We start from the raw sequence: 20,955 nt of genomic DNA, 5'->3' as shown, positions 1-20,955 counted from the left end.
GCTTCACCACCTGAGCGCCGCTCAGCCGCCGGCGGCCGCCCGCTCGAGCTCGGCTACGTCGAGCCTGCCCATGCTCAGCATCGCCTCCATGGCCCGGCGGGCACGGTCGGGATCGGGGTCGCCCAACAGCTCGTTGAGCCGCCGCGGGACGATCTGCCACGACAGCCCGAAGCGGTCCTTGATCCAGCCGCACGGCCCCGGCTCACCGCCGTCGGCAGCCAGTGCGTCCCACAGCCGGTCGACCTCGGCCTGGTCCTCGCACTCGAAGACGAGCGACACGGCCTCGCTGAAGCGGAACTCGGGCCCGCCGTTGAGGGCCTGGAGACGCTGACCGGCGAGCGTGAAGTCGACGACCAGCACCTGTCCGGCCGGCCCGGCCGGGGTGTCGGCGGGCGAGCGCCACACCTTGTCAACCTGGCTGCCGGGGAAGATCCCCACGTAGTGCTCGGCGGCCTGCTCGGCCACCCCGTCGAACCACAGGCAGGGGTACATCGTCGTGTTCGTCATGAGGAGGTGGACCGGCGCGGGGCGGGCGAATCATCGCCCGCGCAGCTCGGACCGCAGATTGAGTGCGAACTCGGGCCATTGACGGCGTGGACTGGGGCGATCGAACTCCTTCCATGTCCACACCGTCATTCCTGCGCCGATGACGAGCGAGAGCACCATCGGGACCAACAGCGCTCGGATCTCCAGCGCCATGGCCAGAGCGGCGAGCCCGAGGGTGCAGGCCATGCACACCAGGATGAGCGACGAGGGCAGGAAGGTGAATCCCAGCCTCGCTCGCCACACCGCCTCTCGCCGGCTCCTGAAGTCGTCGACCCCCGCTTTCCCGAATCCGCGAAGGAACCACTGGTGCTGCCACCACGCAAGACCTGCGGCACCGAAGCAGGCGATGGAACCGATGACCGAGAAGAGGAACTCAGCGGGATAGGACTCGACGATCACCAGCGGCTCAGATCTGCGACTGCACCCCGGCCAGCAGCTGGCGGGCCATCACGATCCGCTGCACCTGGTTGGTGCCCTCGTAGATCTGGGTGATCTTGGCGTCGCGCATCATCCGCTCGACCGGGTAGTCGCGGGTGAAGCCGTAGCCGCCGAGCACCTGCACGGCGTTGACGGTGACCTCCATGGCCACGTCGGAGGCGAAGCACTTGGCCGCGGCGCCGAAGAAGGTCAGGTCGGAGTCGCCGCGCTCGGAGCGGCCGGCGGCGGCGTACGTCATCTGACGGGCGGCCTCCACCTTCATGCCCATGTCGGCGAGCATGAACTGCAGGCCCTGGAAGTCGGCGATGCTCTTGCCGAACTGCTCGCGCTCCTTGGCGTACTCCAGCGCGTAGTCGAGGGCGCCCTGCGCGACACCGACGGCCTGGGCGGCGATGGTGACGCGGGTGTGGTCGAGGGTCTTCATGGCCGTCTCGAACCCGGTGCCCTCGGCGCCGATCATCCGGTCGGCGGGGATGCGCACGTTGTCGAGGTAGACCTCGCGGGTCGGCGAGCCCTTGATGCCGAGCTTCTTCTCCGGGGCGCCGAAGGAGACGCCCTCGTCGGACTTCTCCACGACGAACGCCGAGATGCCCTTCGAGCGCTTCTCGGGGTCGGTGACGGCGATGACGGTGTAGAACTCCGACTCGCCGGCGTTGGTGATCCACCGCTTGGTGCCGTTGAGCACCCAGTGGTCGCCGTCGCGCACCGCGCGGGTCTTCATCGACAGCGCGTCCGAGCCGGCCTCGGGCTCGGAGAGGCAGTAGGAGAAGCCGCCCTCGCCGCGCGCCAGCGCACCCAGGTACTTCGCCTTCAGCTCCTGCGAGCCGGCGATCTGCACGGGCAGCGAGCCGAGCTTGTTGACCGCGGGGATCAGCGACGACGACACGCAGGCGCGCGCCACCTCCTCGATCACCAGCACGGTCGCCAGCGCGTCGGCGCCGGCGCCGCCGAACTCCTCCGGCACGTGCGGGGCGTGGAAGTCGGCGGCCTGCAGCGCCGCCGAGGCCTCGTGCGGGTAGCGCGCCTCCTCGTCGACCACGGCGGCGTACGGCGCCACCTTGGCCTCGACCAGGTCGCGCACGGCGCTCCGGATCGCGCGGTGCTCCTCGGAGAGGGCGTACAGGTCGGTCGTCTCGCTCACGGGTGCACTCACTTCTTGTCGTAGGTGTAGAAGCCACGGCCCGACTTGCGGCCCAGCAGGCCGGCGTCGACCATCCGGGCCAGCAGCGGCGGCGGCGCGTAGAGGGGCTCCTTGAACTCCTCGTACAACGACTCGGCCACGGCCTTGGTCGTGTCGAGGCCGATCAGGTCGGCCAGGGCCAGCGGGCCCTGCGGGTGGGCGGCGCCGAGCACCAGGCCCTGGTCGATGTCCTCGGCCGAGGCGAAGCCCGACTCCATCATCCGGATGCCGGAGAGGATGAAGGGCACCAGCAGCGCGTTGACGACGAAGCCGGCGCGGTCCTGGCAGAGGATCGAGCGCTTGCCGAGCAGGTCCTCGACGAAGGACCGCGCGGTCGCCGTGGTCTCCTCCGAGGTCAGCAGGCTCGGCACCAGCTCGACGAGCTTGAGCACCGGCACCGGGTTGAAGAAGTGGATGCCCAGCACCTGCTGGGGCCGCGAGGTCACGACGCCGAGCTTCATGATCGGGATCGACGAGGTGTTGCTGGCCAGGATCGCGTCGGGCGCGGTGACGATCTCGTCGAGGCGCTTGAAGAGGTCGACCTTGACGGCCTCGTCCTCCACGATCGCCTCGACGACCAGGCCGCGGTCGGCCAGCGCATCGAGTTCGGTCTCGACCCGGATGCGCTGCAGGACCTCGTCGGCGGAGTCGAGCTTGCCGCGCGACTCGGCACGCTGCAGGGACGCCTCGAGCCGGGCCCGTCCGGCCTCGGCCGCGGCCTGGCTCGACTCGACCACCACCACGTCGAGGCCCGCCCTCGCGGAGACCTCCGCGATGCCGGCCCCCATCAGGCCGCAGCCCACCACTCCGACGTTCTCGACACTCGTCATGCGCGCTCCACCTCTCGATTCGGTACTCGGTACCGTACTCTCGGCATCGAGTCTCACCAATCCTGGGAGGTCCGGTGCCGGCTTCGAACAGGCCCACCAGCAGGCCCACGAACAGGCCCGGCGCGAGCGAGGTCCGCGACCGGCTGCGCGCCGCCGCCTTCGCCCTCTTCGAGGAGCGCGGGTACGACGCCACGACGGTCGGCGACATCGCCGAGGCCGCGGGCGTCGGGCGCACCACCTTCTTCCGCGCCTTCGGCTCGAAGGAGGACGTGATCTTCCCCGAGCACGACGCGCTCCTCGAGCGGGTCCGCAGCCGGCTGGAGACGGCGACCGCACCGGGCGCGGCCACCCGGATCGGGATCGCCGAGGCGACGCGGCTGGTCCTCGAGCACTACCTGCACGAGGGCGACCTGGCGCGGGCCCGCTACCGGCTGACCCGCACCGTGACCACGCTGCGCGACCGCGAGCTGGCGAGCACCCTGCGCTACCACCGCGTCTACCGCGACGCGCTGCGTGCCTGGACCGGCGAGGAGGCCGGAGGCGACCTGCGGGCCGAGCTCGTGGCCGCCGCCGTCGTCACCGCCCACAACCACGTGCTGCGCCGCTGGCTGCGCGGCGTCGTCGACGACGCGACCGCCGTCGAGGAGCTGGGCCTGGCGCTCGACCGGGCGCTGGGGGGCGCACCGAGCGGGGGGTCGCCGCAGCCGTCCGAGGCCGGCACCTCGATCGTGGTGCTGCGCACGCCGTACGACGTCGACGCGGTGCTGCCCGCCCTGCGCCGCGCCCTGGCCGACGACCCGCCACGCTGACGGCGGGGCGATTCCCGCCCGGCGCGCCGCCCGCGGTGGGACCATCGGTGCACCATGAGCACCGACGACCAGCAGCCGGGCGACGACCTCGTCGACCGGTGGCTTGCGCACCGCGCGCGCACCGCCGAGGACCCCGCGTCCCGGCCGCGCACCTACGGCATCGCGCGCACCCAGCCGGCCGGGCGTCCGAAGGTGGACGAGGCCGAGGCGGTCGAGGCTGTCGAGGTGGTCGAGGTGGTCGAGACCCCGGCGGCCGAAGCGCCCGAGTCGACCCCGGTGGCCGCTGCTGCCGCCTCCGAGGTCGGCATCGACCTCGAGGGCTTCGAACCGGTGCTGACCGCGTCGGCCCGGCGTGCCCTCGAGCAGCCGGAGCAGGGACGCGGGCGGGGGCGGCGCGGTCGGCGCCGTGACGCCGAGCCGGCCGCTGACCCGGTTGCCGATCCGGAAGTCGAACCGGTCGCCGAGCCGGAAGTCGCCGAGACGGGCCCGGAGGCGGTCGAGGAGGCGGAAGACCCGGCGCCTCCCGACCACGTGGGCGTCGGTCGCGACGTGCTCGCGCTCCTCGGCGACGCCACGCCGGCGCCGGCACCGGTGCCGGCCGCCGAACCGACAGCGGCGCCCGAGCCGGAGCCCGACCCGGACCCGGATCCGGAGCCCGTGCCGATGCCCGAGCCAGGCGCCGATCCCCCGGGACCGGCGAGCCCGGCCCGCACGCCGCGCCTGGGCGCCATGGCCTCGTCGCTGCGCGCGGGCGTGCAGCGTGCCGTGTCCGGCGACCCTGAGCAGCAGGCGGCGCGACCCGCCACCCGGCCCTCCGCCAGTCCTGCGCTCCCGCCCGCGCCCGCTGAGCACCCCGCACCGCCGGCCGTCCTGCCGACCGAGCTGCACTCGCCCGGCGGCGTACGGGCCGTCACCGGCGTGCTGCTCCTGCTCGCGCTGGCCGCGACCGGCATCGCCGGCTACGTCGCCTACCAGGACCCGACCGAGACCGCCCTGGGCGTGGCCGGGGCGCTGGCGCTGCTCAGCGCCGTCATCTGGGCGGTGCGCGCCGGCTCGAGCCCGACCCGGATGTCGTTGCAGCAGGGACGACTCGAGATCCACAGTGCCGCGGGCCGGCACGTCTTCGACCTGGCCAACCCGCACACCTCGATCGAGATCCGTGGCCGGCCAGGCTCGCGCGGCTGGAAGGTGCTCTTCCACCGCCGGGCCATGGCGCCCTTCGTCGTCGACTCCTCGATGGTCGACCCGGGTGCCTTCACCGAGGTCCTGCTGCACCACCGCCCCGACCTGGGCGCCGCCGGCGAGGCGGCCGCGCAGCGTCGCTGACCGGGTCTCGCCGGACGCGACGCCGACATAGTGGAACCTGTTCTAGTGTGACCCCGTGGCCGGATACGTGCAGGACGACATCCCAGCCGACGAGCTGGACCGCCAGCGGGCGCTCTACGGGCCCTTCACCGACGCGCTGCGGGCCCTGGTCGACGCGGGCATCCGCACCGAGGTCGACGACGACGAGGTCCGCGCCGTGCAGGCCGAGGTCGAGGCGCTCACCGAGCGGCTGCGCCGACGCCAGCTCGAGGGGGCGTACGGCGTCCGGTTCAGCAATGACGGGCAGGGCCGGGCCTGGGGCAACGCGGTCGTGGGGCTGCGCAACGCCGTCGCCCCGCCGCTGGTGGTCGAGCAGGAGGACGACAGCGGGCGCGTGTGGGCCGACTTCCACCTCGGTGCGGCCTACGAGGGCCCGCCGACCCTCGTGCACGGCGGCGTCTCCGCGCTCATCCTCGACCAGGTGCTCGGCCAGGCCGCCGGCGCCGGCAAGCGGCCCGGGATGACCGGGACGCTGACGCTGGTCTACCGGCAGGGCACCCCGCTCGGCCCGCTGCGCGCCGAAGCCTGGATCGAGCGCACCGAGGGCATCAAGACCTGGGCACGCGGCCACATCCTGGGCCCCGACGGAGTCACCGTCGAGGCCGAGGGCGTCTTCATCCTCCCCCGCTGGGCCCGCAAGGCGTTGGCGGAGCGGGACTCCGCCGACCGGGCCCCGCGCTTCTTCGAGTGAGCACCCGTGGCTCCCGTTGGTCGGGCAGCGAGGCGCCTTCGTTGGTCGAGCAGCGAGGGCCGAAGGCTCGAGCGACGCCGAGACCCAGCAACCGATCGGCGTACGGCGAGCGCGTCGGTCACCGGGGCTCGGCGACGCTCCTCGCTGGCGCTCGTCACTGCTCGACCAACGGCAATCGTTGGTCGAGCAGCGAGGGCCGAAGGCTCGAGCGACGCCGAGACCCCGCAACCACCCGGCGTACGGCGAGCGCGTCGGTCACCCGGTCTCGGCGACGCTCCTCGCTGGCGCTCGTCGCTGCTCGACCAACGGCGTTCGTTGGTCGAGCAGCGAGGGCCGAAGGCTCGAGCGACGCCGAGACCCCGCAACCACCCGGCGTACGGCGAGCACGCCACTCACCCGGTCTCGGCGACGCTCCTCGCTGGCGCTCGTCACTGCTCGACCAACGAGGGTCACCGGGTCGCGGCGACCGCTCCCCCGACGACGGGTCAGACCCGGTCGCCGACCTTCGTGCCGCGCTCGCCGGCGTCGGTCAGGCGGGACTCCTCGGCGGCCTGGGCCTCGAGCTCCTCGCGACGCTCGGAGTCGGCGCGACGGCGCAGGTCGTCGTACTCCCCCGGCTCGGAGACCAGGTCGGTGGCGCCGCGTTGGAGCCGTCCCAGGGCGTTGCGCCCGAAGATCTGCTGCTCGGTGGCGGTGCGCTCGGAGCGTCCGCGACCCAGGAAGGAGACGAACCAGTGCAGCACCGCGGTGACCCGGTTCTTGAAGCCGGTGATGTAGAAGAGGTGCACCGCCAGCCACATCAGCCAGGCGATGAAGCCGGTCAGGCGCAGCTTGCCCACCATCGCCACCGCGCGGAAGCGGCTGATGGTGGCCATCGAGCCCTTGTCGAAGTACTTGAACGGCGCCTGGGCTGGCTTGTCCTTGAGCCGCCCGTCGATCTCCTTGGCGGCGTACTTGGCGCCCTGGATGGCGACCTGGGCCACGCCCGGGAGGTTGTCGAGGGAGATCATGTCGCCGACGACGAAGACCTCCGGGTGGCCCGGCAGGGTCAGGTCGGGGTTGACGCTGATGCGGCCGGCCCGGTCGAGCGGGGCCCCGGTCTGCTCGGAGAGGGTGCGCCCCAGCGGGCTGCCCTGCACGCCGGCGGCCCAGATCTTGGTGATGGCCTCGACGCGCTCGGTGCGGCCGTCCTTGTAGGACATCTCGAGGCCGCGCTCGTCGACGTCGGTCACCATCGCCCCGAGCAGCACCTCCACCCCGAGGTCCTCGAGCTCCTTCTTGGTCTTCTCGCCGAGCTTGGCGCCGAAGGGCGGCAGCACCTGCGGGGCGGCGTCGACCAGCAGCACCCGGGCGCTGCGGGTGTTGATGTAGCGGAAGTCGCGCTTGAGGGTGCGGTGCGCGAGCTCGGCGATCTGGCCGGCCATCTCGACGCCCGTGGGCCCGGCGCCGACGACCACGAAGGTCAGCAGGTGGTCGACGTCCTCGCCGCGACGCGCGGCGAGCTCGGCCATCTCGAAGGCGCCGAAGATGCGCCCGCGCAGCTCGAGGGCGTCGTCGATGCTCTTCATGCCGGGCGCGAACTCGGCGAAGTGGTCGTTGCCGAAGTAGGACTGCCCGGCACCGGCGGCCACGATCAGCGAGTCGTACTCCGAGACGGTCTCGCGACCCAGCACGTGGGAGGTGACGCGGCGCTGTTCCAGGTCGATGTCGGTGACCTCGCCGAGCAGCACGGTCGCGTTGTCCTGCCCGCTGAGCACCTCACGGGTCGGCGGGGCGATCTCGCCCTCGGAGAGGATGCCGGTGGCCACCTGGTAGAGCAGCGGCTGGAAGAGGTGGTGGGTCGTCTTGGCGACCATGGTCACCTCGACGTCGGAGCGACGCAGGTGCTTGGCGCCGAAGAGACCGCCGAAGCCGGAGCCGATCACCACCACCCGGTGGCGTCGTCCCGCCTCGGGCGATGCGTCCTGGGTCGCGGTCATGGGTGCTCACCTCTCGTGTCCGGGGGCGCTGCCCCGGGTCGTCGTCGTACGTCGTGGGTCCTCGTGCGGCGCCGGGTCGTGCGGACGTCAGCCCCATCATCCCCGATGCCCGAGGCACCATCGTCTCAACCAGCGACGCCCCCTCCACCATCCGTATGGTCGGTCACATCCCTGCCCGCGTCGTGGGAAATCACCGGGCCCCCCGTTTGTGCCGGAGCCGGGGTGGGTAAGCAGCCAGCAGAGCGGTCGCGACCGCCCGTCCTGATGTCCACCGTGGGAGTCCGCCCGTGCCGCTGAACCGGCCCGCCCTCTTGCTGGGCGCTGGACCCCGCAGCGTCCAGGACGCGAGGCGCTGGGTCGTCGACACCTGTCACGACATCGAGCGCCCCGAGCTGGCCGAGTGCGCCGAGCTGGGGGTCTCCGAGCTGGTCACCAACGCGCTGCTGCACGGCGAGGCGCCGATCCGGGTGCGGGTGCGCGGCACCCGCCAGCACCCGCGCGTGGAGGTCCGCGACGCCTCCCGGGAGCGCCCCGTGCTGCCCACGCCGCCCGAACCGGGCGACGAGGAGGACCTCCTGCTGACCTTCGGGCGCGGGCTGAGCATCGTGGCCCGCTCCTCCGACGCCTGGGGCGCCGAGATCGAGGCCGACGGCAAGGTCGTGTGGTTCGCCCCCGCGGCCAGCTTCGCCGGCGAGGACGGCGTGCAGGGCGTCATCACCGGCCTCGACGAGGTGCCCACCGCCCCGCCGGCCGACCCGGTCACCGTGCGCGTCGACGGGGTGCCGGTCGAGCTGCACCAGGCCTTCCAGCGCCACTTCAGCGAGCTGCGCCGCGAGGTGCGGCTGCTGGCGCTGGCCCACGAGTCCGACTACCCCATCGCCAAGGACCTCTCCGACCTCTTCGCCGAGATCGACCGCGAGCTGCGGCACGGCCTGGGCGCCGACGCGGTCGCCCGCGCCGAGCACGACGGCGCCGGGACGGCCGACATCGAGGTGGTGGTCTCGCGCTCGAGCGCCGACACCACCGAGCGCTTCATCGAGCTGCTCGACATGGCCGACGCCTTCTGCCGCCAGCAGCGGCTGCTCTCGCTGGCCCGCTCCGACGAGGAGCGCCGCTTCCAGCAGTGGTACCTCGGTGAGTTCATGCGCCAGGCCCGCGGCGAGGACCCGCTCGCCTGGGCCCAGGAGGACCGGCACTCGGGCGTCTGCTGAGGCGTCACCGCGCTGGCCGCGGGGGTGCTGCGTCGGACTAGGGTCGGCGCGTGAGCCCGCACCCCCCGACCGGAGCCGGACCCGCCGCGCTCGCCGCGGTCGCCGCCGGCGGCGCGCTGGGCGCCCTGCTGCGCTGGTCGGTCGGGGAGGTCGTCGCGACCGGCGACGCGCTCGTGGTGGCGACGGCCGTCGTCAACGTCGCGGGCGCCTTCGCTCTGGCCGCCCTCCCGGCCCTGGCCGTCGTACGCCGCACCCCGCTGCTGCAGCTGGGCCTCGGGCCCGGCCTCCTGGGTGGCTTCACGACGCTGTCGGCGGCCTCGGAGCAGACCCGCTCGCTCCTCGACGCGGGCCGGGCGCCGGCCGCCGCCGCCCTGCTGGTGCTGACGCTGGGCGCGTCGCTCGCGGCGGTCGCGCTGGCGCGGCGCCGATGGCCCCAGGAGGGCCGGTGACGCCGCTGCTGGTGGCCCTCGGCGGCGCCGGTGGCGCGGCGCTGCGCTGGCGGCTGGGCGCCCGGCTCGACTCCGCCGCGTTCCCCCGGGGCACCCTGCTGGCCAACCTGGCCGGCTCGCTGCTGCTGGGGCTGCTGGTCGGGCTGGCGCTGCGCGGGCACGCGCTGGCGCTGCTGGGCACCGGCTTCTGCGGCGCGCTGACCACCTACTCGTCGTTCGCGGTGCAGGCCCACGACCTGGGCCGGCGGGCGGCGGCGTACGCGCTGGTGACGCTGGTGGGCTCGCTGCTGCTCTGCGCCCTGGGGTTCATGGTCGGCTCCCGCCTCTGACTGCGCGCCGCCCGTGGTTCAGGCGTAGCCGAGGTCGTGCAGCCGGGCGTCGTCGATGCCGAAGTGGTGGGCCACCTCGTGCACGACGGTGACCCGCACCTCGTGGGCCAGCTGCTCGGGGGTGTCGCAGAAGTCGAGCAGGGGTGCCCGGAAGAGGAAGATGCGGTCGGGCAGGGCGACCGGCGACCACGAGTCGCGCTGCGTCATCGCGACCCCGTCGTAGAGGCCGAGCAGGTCGTCGGGCTCCTCGGGCGGCGGCACCTCCTCGACGAGCACCACGACGTTGCGCACCAGCGCGGCCAGCTCCTCCGGGATCTCGTCGAGCGCGGCCTCGACCAGCGCGTCGAAGCGCGCCGGGTCGGTGACCAGGGGGTCGAGCGGGTCGAGGGGCACCGCTCCATCGTGCCCGAGAAGCACGAGAGCTCCGAACCGTGACGGTCCGGAGCTCTCGTGCTTCGTGCTGGCGACCCCGACGGGACTCGAACTTGCAGCGGCCCCATGCCCCCCGGTTTCCCGCAGTACCCGCCAGCCCCTAGAACGCGGGCTGTCGGGCATCCGCGCCGGGCCTCATGGCCGCCCGAATCCGCCGCTCGCCCCCGGTCTGTGACCACTTTCGTGCCCACTCGCCGACACAACGACCCAGTGACGGACGCGGCCGCGCCCGCGTCGTCCGCCCTCACCGTTCCCAGGACAGGAATCCAGATGGCCACCACTCTTCGACTTCACACCCGCTGCGACCTGTGCGGCCACGCCGGCCTCTACAGCGATCCGGCGGGCTTCACCCGGCACGGCACCTCACTCCACCCCGTCGACCTTTGCTGGCAGTGCGCCCGCCCGGGGGCGGTAGGAGCCAAGCTCAGCAGCGGCCGGCACGAGGTCACGCTCGGCACCGACCGCTGGACCTGCACGTGCGGCGAGACGTTCGTCGACACTGGTCGCCTGGGCGTCGAGGGCTGGCCGTACGTCGTGCCCACCAGGGTGCGTGAGGCGGTCCCTGACCTAGTCGCTGCCACGGCCCGACACCACATCCAGGAGCCGTGATGGTCGCGCTCACGACCGGCGACCGCGACGTCATCGAGGCGTCGGTGCGGCGCTCGGCGTCGTACGCCGCCCCGCCCATACCGCCGGCCCAGGTCGATGCCGCCGTGGCCCTGGCGCTCGAGCTGTACGCCGTCGCAGCCCACCACGGCATCGACCGCGGCAGCGCTGATGGGGTCACCTCGTTCGTGCACGCCGCGCTCGACGGCGTCCGTGCCCGTGACCATAGGCGGCAGTCCCCTACCGCTGCGAGCGTGTCGTCATGACGGACCCCAGCAACCGACGGCCGACCGAGCGGGAGTGCATCGAGGCGGCCGGCGCGGTCCTCGCAGCCTCCGACGAGGCCATCGAGCAGATGACCCCTCGCGAGCAGGCCGAGGCGGCGTGGACGCCGACCTGTCGCCGCAGCGTCGACGAGCTCGAGGACCTGATCCGCGTCCAGCGCGGCCTCGCGCCTCGCGACCAGCAGGAAGGAGGACCATCTCTAAACCACAGCCGCCGCGGCATGTAGCACCACCCCGCGCTCGGCGCCCATGCCGAACGCGGTCAGAGTCTCAACCGAAAGGCCACCCCCATGACCACCACCGCCCTCACCACCACCGCCAACTGCACCGACCACACCTGGTGCACCAACACCGAGCCCGGCGACCACGCCCAGTTCCACGCCGGCGACCTCGTGCAGCTCGCCGGCACCCCTGGCGACGGCTGGCACGCCTGGCCCATGCAGGACCGCGGCCAGGACGCCCTGATCGTTCTCGAGAGCGACCGAGAGGGGCAGCCGGCGCTCACCGTCGAGGCGACCCCCGCGGCGCGCGCGGCGTTCCTGGCGGCCACCGCCACCCCGGAGGGACACGCCGAGCTGACGGCCCTCGTCGCGGCCGTCGCCCAGGGGCCGGCGTCATGACCGCCCTGGCGGCGCCCCCGCGCCCTGGTCGGCTCCCTGCCGGACCTCTGCTGGCTCTGCTGAACCTGTACGGGGCCCGGTGGCCTTGGGTGTGCAGCGTGACAGCCGAGAGGACCGGGCGATCAAGCGCGCCAGGGCCGAGGGGTCGGTGACCGAGCGTGCGGCCGACCTGCTCGCCGTGCACGTGCTGCACCGCACTCCCTGGGAGGTGTGGGGCGCGGCGTACGACGCCTAGAAGCCGCTGGACACTGGCCCGCGTCCGTCGGGGACTCGGAGGCGGGCCGGTTGTTCTCCAGGTCTCCGAGGCGAGCTCGACCCACATGCTGCTCAGCTCGGCGGCCACGCCATCGAGGCTGCTACACCTCTTCTGCCTCGAGGGGCGGCAAGGGAGCACTGGCGAGCGTCAACTTCAGGCCAAACACCAGGGGCGCCAAAACGACCGCCCACCAGGCCAACTCGTACTCTCCCGTCGAGGCCGCCATCACGAGCACGGCGAACGCCACGAGCGTCGACCACAGCAGGGCGGCTCCAACGGTCTGAACGACCCACGAGGCGAGTCTCGAGAGGTGGAGGTCGCGGTCTTCGGGCTCCATGTCGAGAGAGTAGTTGCCTGGCGAGGCCTACACCGGCGAACAGGCTGACCGCGAACCGAGTGCCGACACGGTCAGTGAGTATGCACACGGATCGCAACGCTTTTACACACGTTGTGCTTGTATGAACGTAGACGCGCTGCATGCGAAACCTCGTCCATCACGAGCGGGTGCATGTCGCCGCGTAAGCGGTCCCGGTCCTCTGTGCTTCCCCGCTGCAAGGCCGGCACCACGATAGAAAGGTCACGGAGCAGATGCCCACCTCAGAAAGGTCACGGAGCACCGCCGCACGACGACAGGAGAGCGCCCACCGTCTGTCCATGCAGCTCGACCCGGACGACCTCCTGGAGAGTCTGATTGAGAAGCTCGGCGCCAAGGTCACCGCCTTCATGGTCGGCCGAGACGTCAGCACGCTCTCGCGTTGGGGCAGCAAGGGAGTCCCGTCGAACGACGACGCGCTTCGACCGCTGCTCGTCGCATTCCAGATCGTCAACATGTTGGAAACCGTCGAGGCCGCGCCCACGATCCGGGCATGGTTCATCGGCATGAACCCGCAGCTCGATGACGAGTCCCCCGCCGAAGCAGTGCGCGAGGGTCGCCACCGCGAAGTCATGGCGGCGGCTCGCGCGTTCATGACAGGAGGCTGACCCGGCCCATGACCGAACCTCGGGTGGTCGACTTCCCCGACTCGGTGTTCCGAGTCGCAAGGACAACCGACCCTCTCCGGTTCTCGGAGATCCGCCCTGAGGACGCCGTCCACCCGACGGCAGGGAACCGGTACGACGTGGCGGGTGGCGGCGTCCTGTACGCCGCCACCCAGCTGCAAGCCTGCTTCGCCGAGACGCTGGGGCGGTACCGGCCATCGCCCGTGATGCGGGATCTTCTCGCAGGCGCAGACGGCGTCGACGAGCACTTCATGCTGTGCGGAGGCATCCCACGCGACTGGCGCCTGCGCCGCTCCATCGTGGAGTTGTCAGTCTCAGCCCCGCTTCCCTTCCTCGACGTTGACCACCCCGAGACCCTGGCCTTCCTCAGCAGGGAGCTGGCGCCGCAACTGGCAGCGCTGGGGTACACCGACAACCTCGACCTCTCTGCGCTGCGCAACGCAGACCGCCGCCTCAGCCGCAGCATCGCCCTCTGGGCCTACGCGGCCCAGAACGACGGCGACGACTTCCTTTTCAGCGGCATCCGCTACGCCTCGCGCCTGGGTGATGGATGGGAAAACTGGGCCATCTTCGACGGCACCGATGTCTTCCGGACCTCGACGAGACCAGTCCTGGAAAGCGACGAGGATCTGCGGACGGTAGCGCGAATGTGGAGCCTCACCGTTCACTGATCGGCTTGGCCCCCCGGGAGAGGCGCCGACGCCACGTACGGCGCGGCGCTGCCCGGGTTGTGACGAGAGCGCCCCCGGGGAGGACTCCCGGCGGCGCTCTCAGCTCGTGGCGACCCTCGAGGCACGGTGGACGGGTCCTCGGCGGGCCCGAACCGGATTAGCGAGCAGTTCGGGCGCCTCATGGCCCGCGCCGACCTGCCTCGCATCCGACTCCACGACCTTCGCCACACCTACGCGACCCTGGCGCTCGAGGCAGGCATCCACCCGCGCGTGGTGCAGGAGCAGCTGGGCCACAGCAACGTGTCCGTGACCCTGGGCATCTACAGCCACGTCGACGTCAAGATGCACACCAGCGCATCCGACCTGATGGCCGCCCAGAGGCGGGCCGCACGCGTCGAGGACGGACAATCGTGAGCGCTTGTGACCACTCTGTGACCAGAACGACCCGAATCGGCCGGGCAGCAAGAAAGCCCAGGCCTCTGACCTGGGCTTTCTCTGCTACCTACTGGCGACCCCGACGGGACTCGAACCCGCGGCCTCCGCCGTGACAGGGCGGCGCGCTAACCAACTGCGCTACGGGGCCATCGCTCGTGCCGGTCAACCTCACCGGCGAAGCGTCGAAACCCTAACCCACGACCGCGACCACACCCAATTCGAGGGTGGTGGAGCGTCGTGGCGGGCCTCGAGCAGCACCCCCAACGGGATTCGAACCCGTGCTACCGCCGTGAAAGGGCGGGGTCCTGGGCCGCTAGACGATGGGGGCCGGACGCGCCAGAGCATAACGCGAGCACCGCCCGCCCGCGTGCGTCGGCTCGCGGCGGGCGGAGCCGGCTGGCAGGCTGGGCCGGACCCGCGCGGCGGGCGCAGACCGAGCAGAGAGGGGGAGGCTCCGCGATGGCCAAGCCGACCCTCCAGTCGATCGCCGACGAGGTCGGGGTCAGCCGGATGACGGTCTCCAACGCCTTCTCCCGTCCCGAGAAGCTCAGCGCCGACCTGCGCACCCGCATCCTGGCGACCGCTGAGAGTCAGGGGTACGCCGGCCCGGACCCGGCCGCGCGCGCCCTCGCCCGGGGCCGCACCGGCACGGTGGGCCTCCTGGTGACCGGACGACTGGGCGACAACGTGCGCGACGCGGTCGGCACCGAGTTCCTCGTCGCGGTCGCCGACGCCCTCTCCGACCACGGGCTCGCGCTGACCCTGATCGTCGCCGGGGTGGGCAGCGACGTGGTGCCGGCGCGCGACGTGCCGATGGACGGCGCCCTCGTCCACGTCAGCGAGCCGGGCTCGCCCGAGGTGGAGTGGCTGCGCCGGCGCGAGCTGCCGCTGCTCACCGTCGACCAGGACCCGCTGCCGGGGGTGCCCAGCATCAACGTCGACGACCTGGCCGGGGCCCGGGCCGCCGCGCAGCACCTGCTCGAGCTGGGGCACCGGCGCATCGCCACCCTCAACCTCGACCCGCCGAGCCCGCCCTCGCTCGAGCGGGCCCGCGGCTGGGCGGAGGTGCTGGAGCCGGCCGGCGTGGCGCCGGCCGGCGCCGTGGCGGCGTTCCGGCCGCCCGAGGCGGCGTACGACGCTGCCACGCGGCTGCTGCGACGCCCCGACCGGCCGACCGCGCTGCTGTGCTTCTCCGACGCCTTCGCCGCCCAGGCCCTGCGCGCCGCGGAGGCCCTGGGCCTCCGGGTGCCCGACGACCTGTCGGTGGTCGGCTTCGACGACGGGCCGCTGGCGACCTCGCTGACCCCCGCACTGACCACCGTGGCCCAGGACGTGACCGAGAAGGGCCGGCTCGCCGTGGCCGGTCTCCTGGAGGTGATGGCGGCCGCCCGGGCCACCGACCAGGGTCCCGACGGTGCCCCAGGTGGGCCCACCGCGGCCCGCACCGTGATGGCGACCTCGCTCGTCGTGCGCGACAGCACCACCCACCCCCCGGCCGATTCGTGACGCCCCACGACGCTGCGGTAAGGTGACCGCGCTCGGGCAGGTAGCTCAGTTGGTACGAGCGTCCGCCTGAAAAGTGGAAGGTCGGCGGTTCGACCCCGCCCCTGCCCACGAGCACCGCAGGGCTCTGACCTGCAGCCGGAGCCCCCGTCGCAGCGCGACGGGGGCTCTCGGCATCTCCCGGGCCCTCACACCTTCGGGGTACTTGTCGCCACGACGCGGCGGTGCGAGGGTGGTAAAGGAACCCCCGCTGAAGACGACGGCGGGGCAGGCACCTCCCACCGTTGGGCTGCCACGCATGAACACCGTCTCCCCCCTCAGCACCACCATGACCAGGGAGCGTCGCCGGAGCGCGACCTCCAGGCTGCTCACCGAGGCCCGGAGCCAGCCGCCCGGCCCGGGCCGGGACGCACTGCTCGACCAGGTGGTGCTGCTCAACCGCGGCGTCGCCACCGCGGTCGCGCGCCGCTACCGCGACCGCGGCGTCGCCTGGGACGACCTCGAGCAGATCGCGCTCGAGGGCCTGGTGCGAGCCGTGCACCGCTTCGACCCGGACGCCGGCGACGACCTCCTCGGCTTCGCCGTGCCCACCATGCGTGGGGAGGTGCTGCGCTACTTCCGCGACCACGCCTGGACCGTGCGGCCTCCCCGCCGGGTGCAGGACGCCCGCCGCCTGGTCGCCCGGTCGCGCGACCGGCTGCGGGTGCAGCTGGGGCGCGAGCCCTCACGTCTGGAGGTGCTGGCCGACACCGGCCTCGACGGGAGCGACTACGACGAGTCCCAGCGCGCCGACGGGTGCTTCGCCGCCACCTCCCTCGACCAGCCGCTCGACGAGCAGACAGGCACCACCCTCGGTGACATGATGGTGGACGAGCACGACCAGGAGGAGACGAGCGACAAGCGCCTGCTCCTGGCCCCGGCGGTCCGTCGCCTCGGCGAGCGGGAGCGCCACATCCTGCACCTGCGGTTCGTCGAGGACCGCACCCAGAGCGAGATCGGTCGTGAGCTGGGCATCACCCAGATGCACGTCTCCCGGCTGTTGGCCCGCATCCTCGAGAAGCTGAGAAGAGACATCGCTGCATGACCACCGGAGGGACCGCCGAGGCACGGGCTCGCGACACGGCGTACGCCGCGTTCTTCGCGAGGATCAGCGAGGGCCTGCTCGGCGATCCCTCCGTCCCGCTGAGCTTCCAGCGAGTGGTCGACCGCGCACTCGAGATCGTCCCGGGCTGCGAGGGTGCCGGCATCACCCTGCGCGGCCGGGGGCGGGAGTCCGAGAGCACCGCCGCCGCGACCTCGGAGCTGACCCTGGAGGCCGACCGGTTGCAGTACGACCTCGACGAGGGACCGTGCCTGGACTCCGTGCGCGGTGGGGGCACCCTGGTCAGCGACGACCTGCGCCACGAGCCGCGGTGGCCCCGGTGGGCCCAGGCTGCGGCCGGGCTGGGCGTGCGCTCGGTGCTCAGCATCCGGCTGCACTCCGAGGAGGAGAACATCGGTGCGCTGAACTGCTACTCCCGCTCGACGGGCGCCTTCGCGCCCGAGAGCGTCGAGCTCGCCGAGATCTACGCCGTCCACGCCACCGGCGTGCTCAGCCAGGCCCAGCTGGTCACCGGTCTGCGCACCGCCCTGGAGTCGCGCCACGACATCGGCGTGGCACAGGGCGTGCTGGCCGTCACCTACGAGATCAGCTACGAGCAGGCCTTCGAGCTGTTGCGCCGGCTCTCCAACGAGACCAACACCAAGCTGCGCGACGTGGCCCGGCAGGTGCTCACCGAACGCGGTCTCCCCGCGGGGCTGCTGCCGTGAGCCCGGTGGCCGCCGACGGGTCGACCAGCCCGTGCTCGAGGGCCCAGGCCACCGCCTGGGTGCGCCGGGTGACGCCGATCTTGCGGTAGGCCGAGCGGATGAACGTCTTGACGGTGTTCACGGTCACGTAGCAGTGCCGCGCGATCTCCTCGTTGCTCAGGCCGAGCGCGATCAGCTCGACCATCTCGCGCTCGCGTGCGCTCAGCTCCACCGGCACCGCGCACGGTCCCACGGACCGGAAGTCACCGACACCGTCACCATCACCGACGACGGCACCGGGGCCGCTCGCGGAGCGGGTCGCAGGCACGTCGGTGCGCCCGTCCACGCGGTGGGCCAGACGGCTCAGCTCGGCGTGCAGCTCCTGCGCCCCGAGCGCGCGGGAGACGGCCACCGCGGGGCCGGGCACGTGCGGGCGACGTCCCGGCTCACCCGGCCACGCGTAGGCCACGGGGAGCCAGCCGCGGTCGACGACGCGACGCAGCAGGACCCGGTCGTCGCTGCTCATCGGCGCCGAGGGCTCGAAGACCACCGGCCGGGGCGACTGCAGCGACAGCGTCGGGCCGAGCACGTCGACGCGTGCCGTGGGCACGAACGGCTCGAGCAGCGCCCTCAGCCCCTGCGTGAGCAGCTCGGACTGGCCGATCACGGCGATCTGGACGCCGCCCTCGGCGGGGCGCCGCGTCGGGACGAGGCTGGCGGTGGTCATCGTGTGTACCTCCCGGGAGTGAGGTGGCCCCCGTACCCCCCGCCCCCTCGGGGCATGCCTGGGACACGACCCACAACGGTGTGACCTGCACCATCCGCGTGAGCCGGGGCGGCCCAGTGCGAGGACGTGACGAGACACGTCCTACTATCTCCTCGAAACTCTTGCTGGAGACCACGGCAAGACGGAGTCCTCCTGCACCTCAGGGCCCATGTCTGCTGCCTCCACACCCCCGCGTCCGGGCGAGCCCGGCCACCGCGACCGGACCTACGCGGCCTACTTCGCCCGCATCAGCGAGGGCCTCCTCAGCTCGGGCGACGAGCCCCTGACCTTCGAGCGGGTCGTACGCCGAGCCGTGCAGATCGTGCCGGGCTGCGACGAGGGCGCCATCACCGTCGCCCGGCGACGCCGCGACGCCGTTCCGGCAGCCGCGACGGCCCCCGAGCTGGAGCTGCTCGAGCAGCTCCTGGACGACGGCGGCGGCCCGTCCTGGTCGGGCACCGACAGCGGGATGCTGCTCTCCGAGGACCTGCGCCACGAGCGTCGCTGGCCGGGCTGGGCGGCCGCGGCGGTCGACCAGGGCTTCCGCTCGGTCCTGGCCATCCGTCTGCAGACCGAGGCCGAGGACATCGGTGCGCTGCGCCTCTACTCGCGCCGCAGCCGCGCCTTCACCGACGACGCCCTCGACGTCGCGGAGATCTACGCGACGCACGCGGCCACCGCGCTCAACCAGGCCCACCTGGTCACCGGGCTGCGCACCGCCCTGGAGTCGCGCCACGAGATCGGCGTCGCCCAGGGCATCCTCGCGATGCGCTACGAGATCAGCCACGAGCAGGCCTTCGAGCTGCTGCGCCGCTACTCCAGCCGCACCAACACCAAGCTGCGCGACGTGGCCCGCATCGTGGTCACCACTCGCGAACTTCCCGACGACGACACCGCGCCGGGCTGAGCAGGCCCCCGAGGTGTGCCACCAGCCGGGAACGGGTACCGGGACGGCCAACCCCCACCACGAGGAGGACACCCGTGTCGGTCCACCTGGCCTGGTCGACGTCGCCCCTGCCCGAGCCGCCACAGCGTGAGGACTGGGACTCGGTGCGCCTGATCGACCCGCACCTGCTGCTCGTGCACGGCACCTGCAGCGCCGACGAGGTGCTCGCCGTGCTGCGCGAGGCCGTGCCCGCCGACGTCGCGCTGCTGGTGGTCCCGCTGACCGGCGCGGTCGCCGCCAGCGGCCTCCCGGACGACGGCGAGCAGTGGCTGCGCAGCCGCGTGTCGGGCCCCACCGGGGCCCGTGGCCCGACCGGCGGGTGAGGACGGCTCAGCCTCGCTGCGCGTCGGCGATCACGTCGAGGGCGGTGCGGGTCAAGGTGGTGCCGCGCCGGCGGGAGCGCTCCACCAGCCGCTCGTAGGCGGTGGCCAGGTCGATCCGCTCGAGGTAGGACAGCACGCCCTTCGCCTGCTCCACCACCTCGCGGGCCCGCAGGGCCTCGCCCACCAGCGCGTCGACGTGCGCTCGCGGCACCGGCCGGGCGTGGACGACCAGGAGCGTGGCCATGTCGGCCACGGCCTGCACCAGCGTCTCGTCCTCGGCGTCGAGGCAGCCCCCGGCGTGGAAGACGTTGAGACCGCCGACGGTCGTGGCGCGGTAGCGCATCGGGAACGCCGCCACCGAGTCGAAGCCCGCCTCGAGGATCCCCTGGCCCACCTCGCCCCACCGCTGGACCATCTCGTCGCCGCTCGCGCGCACCACCCGGTCGGTGCGCAGGCACTCCACGCACGGGCCGCGGTCGTGCTGGATCTGCAGCATCTCGAGCTCCCCTGCCCGGTGCGAGGTGGCGCTGAGCAGCGCCACCCGGGAGTCGTCGCCGTCGCGCGTCATCACCGCCACCGCCGACGCGCCCACGCCCGCGGCGCAGTCGGCCACCAGCGTGGCCAGGGCGTCGGTGACGTCCTCGGGGCCGCCCACCAGGGCGGCCGCCGCGCCGCTGAGGGCGTGTCGCACGCTCGAGTCGCTCACTGGGTTCCTCCGTAGGGATCTCGGCTGAAGTCGAGCTCGCCGCTCACGACCCGGCGCGCCACCTCGTGCACGCTGGCGTCGGAGGCGAAGGCGTGGGCCCGCAGGATGGCCGCGGCGTCGGCGGGACCGACCCGCAGCTGCGCCACGATCGCGCCGGTCGCCTGGGCCACCCGGTCGCGCTCGGACCACAGGCCCCGGCTGTCGTCGTCGTACGACGCCTGGCCCAGGCACGCGGCCCCGACGGCGTCACCGAGGAAGTGCAGGCTCTCCTGCTCCTCGTCGAGCATCCCGGCGGCCTCGAAGTGCACCGTGACGACGCCGACCACCACCCCGTCGGGGCGCATGGGCAGGGCGTGGACGTGGGCGGGGTGCTGCGGCGACAGGCCCGAGAGCCGCGGCCAGGTGCTGGCGTGCGCCTCGCTGGAGTCGACGGAGGCCACCGCCCCCGTGCGCAGCGCCTGCAGGGTGGGGCCCTCCCCCGCCAGGTCCTGGGCGTCCTCGTAGCGCGCGGCCGGCTCGTCGGTGGCGCAGAGCAGGGCGCGCTCGTCGCCCAGCGACCCCAGCGAGATCGCGCCGCGCTCGGCCCGCGCCAGGCGCACGTAGGCGGTGCAGAGCCGCATCGACAGCGGCGCTCCCCTGAGCTCCTGGCGAGCCAGCATGCGGGTCAGCTGCAGCAGCAGGTGGGCGTGCTGCGACACCACGACCACCTCAATCTCCGGGCCCGGCGGGCCGGGCAGGACTGGACTGGGCCCTCACCCTACGCCCGCACGCGCGCCCGGGGCCGGAGGTCGTC

29 protein-coding genes and 3 tRNA genes are annotated in these 20,955 nt (G+C 72.9%); 20 read left to right on the top strand and 12 right to left on the bottom strand.

Annotation, left to right across the window (positions count from 1 at the left end; translation table 11 throughout):
- Nucleotides 1-21 precede the first annotated feature (21 nt).
- The 4 genes from JOE61_RS12770 to JOE61_RS12755 are packed head-to-tail and all read right to left on the bottom strand — an operon-like array spanning nucleotide 22 to nucleotide 2,994.
- Entirely contained in the window at nucleotides 22-507 is a 486-nt protein-coding gene (locus JOE61_RS12770; RefSeq protein ID WP_193668114.1) for a VOC family protein, read from the bottom strand.
- A gap of 30 nt (nucleotides 508-537) precedes the next feature.
- A complete protein-coding gene (locus tag JOE61_RS12765; protein ID WP_193668116.1) occupies nucleotides 538-945 on the bottom strand; it encodes a hypothetical protein in 408 nt (135 codons plus the stop codon).
- 7 nt (nucleotides 946-952) lie between these two features.
- On the bottom strand, nucleotides 953-2,125 hold the full coding sequence (locus tag JOE61_RS12760) for an acyl-CoA dehydrogenase family protein (RefSeq protein WP_193668118.1): 1,173 nt from the start codon (nucleotides 2,123-2,125) through the stop codon (nucleotides 953-955).
- Nucleotides 2,126-2,133: 8 nt separating this feature from the next.
- Nucleotides 2,134-2,994 (bottom strand): 3-hydroxybutyryl-CoA dehydrogenase, encoded by an 861-nt coding sequence (locus JOE61_RS12755; RefSeq protein ID WP_193668120.1) that lies wholly within the window; start codon nucleotides 2,992-2,994, stop codon nucleotides 2,134-2,136.
- 74 nt (nucleotides 2,995-3,068) lie between these two features.
- On the opposite strand from JOE61_RS12755, the gene JOE61_RS12750 reads away from it, so the two are divergent.
- From JOE61_RS12750 to JOE61_RS12740, 3 genes are read left to right on the top strand one after another with little or no spacing between them, the layout of a single operon-like run.
- A complete protein-coding gene (locus tag JOE61_RS12750) occupies nucleotides 3,069-3,803 on the top strand; it encodes a TetR/AcrR family transcriptional regulator (protein WP_193668122.1) in 735 nt (244 codons plus the stop codon).
- Between the two features lie 54 nt (nucleotides 3,804-3,857).
- A complete protein-coding gene (locus JOE61_RS12745) occupies nucleotides 3,858-5,129 on the top strand; it encodes a hypothetical protein (protein WP_193668124.1) in 1,272 nt (423 codons plus the stop codon).
- Nucleotides 5,130-5,184: 55 nt separating this feature from the next.
- The gene (locus tag JOE61_RS12740) at nucleotides 5,185-5,859 is read left to right on the top strand and encodes a PaaI family thioesterase (protein ID WP_193668126.1); all 675 of its coding nucleotides are present in this window, start codon (nucleotides 5,185-5,187) and stop codon (nucleotides 5,857-5,859) included.
- A gap of 485 nt (nucleotides 5,860-6,344) precedes the next feature.
- Here JOE61_RS12740 and JOE61_RS12735 read toward each other — a convergent pair whose 3' ends face one another.
- Nucleotides 6,345-7,838 (bottom strand): NAD(P)/FAD-dependent oxidoreductase, encoded by a 1,494-nt coding sequence (locus JOE61_RS12735; RefSeq protein ID WP_193668128.1) that lies wholly within the window; start codon nucleotides 7,836-7,838, stop codon nucleotides 6,345-6,347.
- Between the two features lie 287 nt (nucleotides 7,839-8,125).
- Here JOE61_RS12735 and JOE61_RS12730 point away from each other — a divergent pair, with 287 nt between their 5' ends.
- The 3 genes from JOE61_RS12730 to JOE61_RS12720 are packed head-to-tail and all read left to right on the top strand — an operon-like array spanning nucleotide 8,126 to nucleotide 9,827.
- Nucleotides 8,126-9,049: an ATP-binding protein gene (locus JOE61_RS12730; RefSeq protein ID WP_193668130.1), complete on the top strand. Its 924-nt coding sequence runs from the start codon at nucleotides 8,126-8,128 to the stop codon at nucleotides 9,047-9,049.
- Between the two features lie 50 nt (nucleotides 9,050-9,099).
- Nucleotides 9,100-9,498, top strand: coding sequence for a CrcB family protein (locus tag JOE61_RS12725; RefSeq protein WP_193668132.1), 399 nt, complete (start codon nucleotides 9,100-9,102; stop codon nucleotides 9,496-9,498).
- Nucleotides 9,495-9,827, top strand: coding sequence for a fluoride efflux transporter FluC (locus tag JOE61_RS12720; RefSeq protein ID WP_307822997.1), 333 nt, complete (start codon nucleotides 9,495-9,497; stop codon nucleotides 9,825-9,827). Before JOE61_RS12725 ends, JOE61_RS12720 begins: the two co-directional genes overlap by 4 nt.
- Nucleotides 9,828-9,845: 18 nt before the next feature.
- Here JOE61_RS12720 and JOE61_RS12715 read toward each other — a convergent pair whose 3' ends face one another.
- Nucleotides 9,846-10,220, bottom strand: a complete 375-nt coding sequence (locus tag JOE61_RS12715) for a metallopeptidase family protein (protein ID WP_307822996.1) — start codon at nucleotides 10,218-10,220, stop codon at nucleotides 9,846-9,848.
- 309 nt (nucleotides 10,221-10,529) lie between these two features.
- Here JOE61_RS12715 and JOE61_RS12710 point away from each other — a divergent pair, with 309 nt between their 5' ends.
- From JOE61_RS12710 to JOE61_RS12690, 5 genes are all read left to right on the top strand, one after another.
- Nucleotides 10,530-10,868, top strand: coding sequence for a hypothetical protein (locus JOE61_RS12710; protein WP_193668138.1), 339 nt, complete (start codon nucleotides 10,530-10,532; stop codon nucleotides 10,866-10,868).
- On the top strand, nucleotides 10,868-11,131 hold the full coding sequence (locus JOE61_RS12705; protein ID WP_193668140.1) for a hypothetical protein: 264 nt from the start codon (nucleotides 10,868-10,870) through the stop codon (nucleotides 11,129-11,131). The genes JOE61_RS12710 and JOE61_RS12705 overlap by 1 nt, the downstream gene beginning before the upstream one ends.
- The gene (locus JOE61_RS12700) at nucleotides 11,128-11,376 is read left to right on the top strand and encodes a hypothetical protein (RefSeq protein WP_193668142.1); all 249 of its coding nucleotides are present in this window, start codon (nucleotides 11,128-11,130) and stop codon (nucleotides 11,374-11,376) included. Before JOE61_RS12705 ends, JOE61_RS12700 begins: the two co-directional genes overlap by 4 nt.
- 63 nt (nucleotides 11,377-11,439) lie before the next feature.
- Nucleotides 11,440-11,769: a hypothetical protein gene (locus tag JOE61_RS12695; protein ID WP_193668144.1), complete on the top strand. Its 330-nt coding sequence runs from the start codon at nucleotides 11,440-11,442 to the stop codon at nucleotides 11,767-11,769.
- Nucleotides 11,770-11,860: 91 nt separating this feature from the next.
- Nucleotides 11,861-12,004 (top strand): hypothetical protein, encoded by a 144-nt coding sequence (locus JOE61_RS12690; protein WP_204797234.1) that lies wholly within the window; start codon nucleotides 11,861-11,863, stop codon nucleotides 12,002-12,004.
- A 121-nt stretch (nucleotides 12,005-12,125) separates the two neighbouring features.
- On the opposite strand, the gene JOE61_RS12685 is transcribed toward JOE61_RS12690, so the two are convergent.
- The gene (locus JOE61_RS12685; protein ID WP_193668148.1) at nucleotides 12,126-12,362 is read right to left on the bottom strand and encodes a hypothetical protein; all 237 of its coding nucleotides are present in this window, start codon (nucleotides 12,360-12,362) and stop codon (nucleotides 12,126-12,128) included.
- Nucleotides 12,363-12,679: 317 nt separating this feature from the next.
- Between JOE61_RS12685 and JOE61_RS12680 the strand changes: the two genes are divergently transcribed.
- From JOE61_RS12680 to JOE61_RS12670, 3 genes are all read left to right on the top strand, one after another.
- Entirely contained in the window at nucleotides 12,680-13,006 is a 327-nt protein-coding gene (locus tag JOE61_RS12680; RefSeq protein WP_193668149.1) for a hypothetical protein, read from the top strand.
- Nucleotides 13,007-13,014: 8 nt separating this feature from the next.
- Nucleotides 13,015-13,695, top strand: coding sequence for an RES family NAD+ phosphorylase (locus JOE61_RS12675; protein WP_204797233.1), 681 nt, complete (start codon nucleotides 13,015-13,017; stop codon nucleotides 13,693-13,695).
- 126 nt (nucleotides 13,696-13,821) lie between these two features.
- Entirely contained in the window at nucleotides 13,822-14,109 is a 288-nt protein-coding gene (locus JOE61_RS12670; RefSeq protein WP_307822994.1) for a site-specific integrase, read from the top strand.
- A 92-nt stretch (nucleotides 14,110-14,201) separates the two neighbouring features.
- Here the strand turns inward: JOE61_RS12670 and JOE61_RS12665 are convergent.
- Nucleotides 14,202-14,278, bottom strand: a tRNA-Asp gene (locus JOE61_RS12665).
- 107 nt (nucleotides 14,279-14,385) lie between these two features.
- Nucleotides 14,386-14,458, bottom strand: a tRNA-Glu gene (locus JOE61_RS12660).
- A 131-nt stretch (nucleotides 14,459-14,589) separates the two neighbouring features.
- Here JOE61_RS12660 and JOE61_RS12655 point away from each other — a divergent pair.
- The 4 genes from JOE61_RS12655 (at nucleotide 14,590) to JOE61_RS12640 (ending at nucleotide 17,442) form a co-directional block, all read left to right on the top strand.
- Nucleotides 14,590-15,636: a LacI family DNA-binding transcriptional regulator gene (locus JOE61_RS12655; protein ID WP_193668155.1), complete on the top strand. Its 1,047-nt coding sequence runs from the start codon at nucleotides 14,590-14,592 to the stop codon at nucleotides 15,634-15,636.
- Between the two features lie 34 nt (nucleotides 15,637-15,670).
- Nucleotides 15,671-15,744 (top strand) — tRNA-Phe (locus JOE61_RS12650).
- Between the two features lie 187 nt (nucleotides 15,745-15,931).
- Nucleotides 15,932-16,717 (top strand): sigma-70 family RNA polymerase sigma factor, encoded by a 786-nt coding sequence (locus tag JOE61_RS12645; RefSeq protein WP_193668157.1) that lies wholly within the window; start codon nucleotides 15,932-15,934, stop codon nucleotides 16,715-16,717.
- A complete protein-coding gene (locus JOE61_RS12640; protein ID WP_193668159.1) occupies nucleotides 16,714-17,442 on the top strand; it encodes a GAF and ANTAR domain-containing protein in 729 nt (242 codons plus the stop codon). The genes JOE61_RS12645 and JOE61_RS12640 overlap by 4 nt, the downstream gene beginning before the upstream one ends.
- Here JOE61_RS12640 and JOE61_RS12635 read toward each other — a convergent pair.
- A complete protein-coding gene (locus JOE61_RS12635; RefSeq protein WP_227491498.1) occupies nucleotides 17,405-18,148 on the bottom strand; it encodes a helix-turn-helix transcriptional regulator in 744 nt (247 codons plus the stop codon). The two genes, JOE61_RS12640 and JOE61_RS12635, sit on opposite strands and share 38 nt — an antisense overlap.
- A 208-nt stretch (nucleotides 18,149-18,356) precedes the next feature.
- Between JOE61_RS12635 and JOE61_RS12630 the strand changes: the two genes are divergently transcribed.
- Together JOE61_RS12630 and JOE61_RS12625 are read left to right on the top strand one after the other, a co-directional pair.
- Entirely contained in the window at nucleotides 18,357-19,094 is a 738-nt protein-coding gene (locus JOE61_RS12630) for a GAF and ANTAR domain-containing protein (protein WP_193668161.1), read from the top strand.
- Between the two features lie 74 nt (nucleotides 19,095-19,168).
- Nucleotides 19,169-19,456, top strand: coding sequence for a hypothetical protein (locus tag JOE61_RS12625; protein WP_193668162.1), 288 nt, complete (start codon nucleotides 19,169-19,171; stop codon nucleotides 19,454-19,456).
- Between the two features lie 7 nt (nucleotides 19,457-19,463).
- Here the strand turns inward: JOE61_RS12625 and JOE61_RS12620 are convergent, their stop codons facing one another.
- On the bottom strand, nucleotides 19,464-20,162 hold the full coding sequence (locus tag JOE61_RS12620; RefSeq protein WP_193668164.1) for a GAF domain-containing protein: 699 nt from the start codon (nucleotides 20,160-20,162) through the stop codon (nucleotides 19,464-19,466).
- On the bottom strand, nucleotides 20,159-20,860 hold the full coding sequence (locus tag JOE61_RS12615) for an ANTAR domain-containing protein (RefSeq protein ID WP_193668166.1): 702 nt from the start codon (nucleotides 20,858-20,860) through the stop codon (nucleotides 20,159-20,161). The genes JOE61_RS12620 and JOE61_RS12615 overlap by 4 nt, the downstream gene beginning before the upstream one ends.
- Nucleotides 20,861-20,955: the final 95 nt, after the last annotated feature.

The organism is Nocardioides salarius (genome assembly GCF_016907435.1).
GTDB lineage: Bacteria > Actinomycetota > Actinomycetes > Propionibacteriales > Nocardioidaceae > Nocardioides > Nocardioides salarius.
The sequence above is the reverse complement of the archived record's forward strand: the minus strand, read 5'-3'. Positions and strand labels throughout refer to the sequence as shown.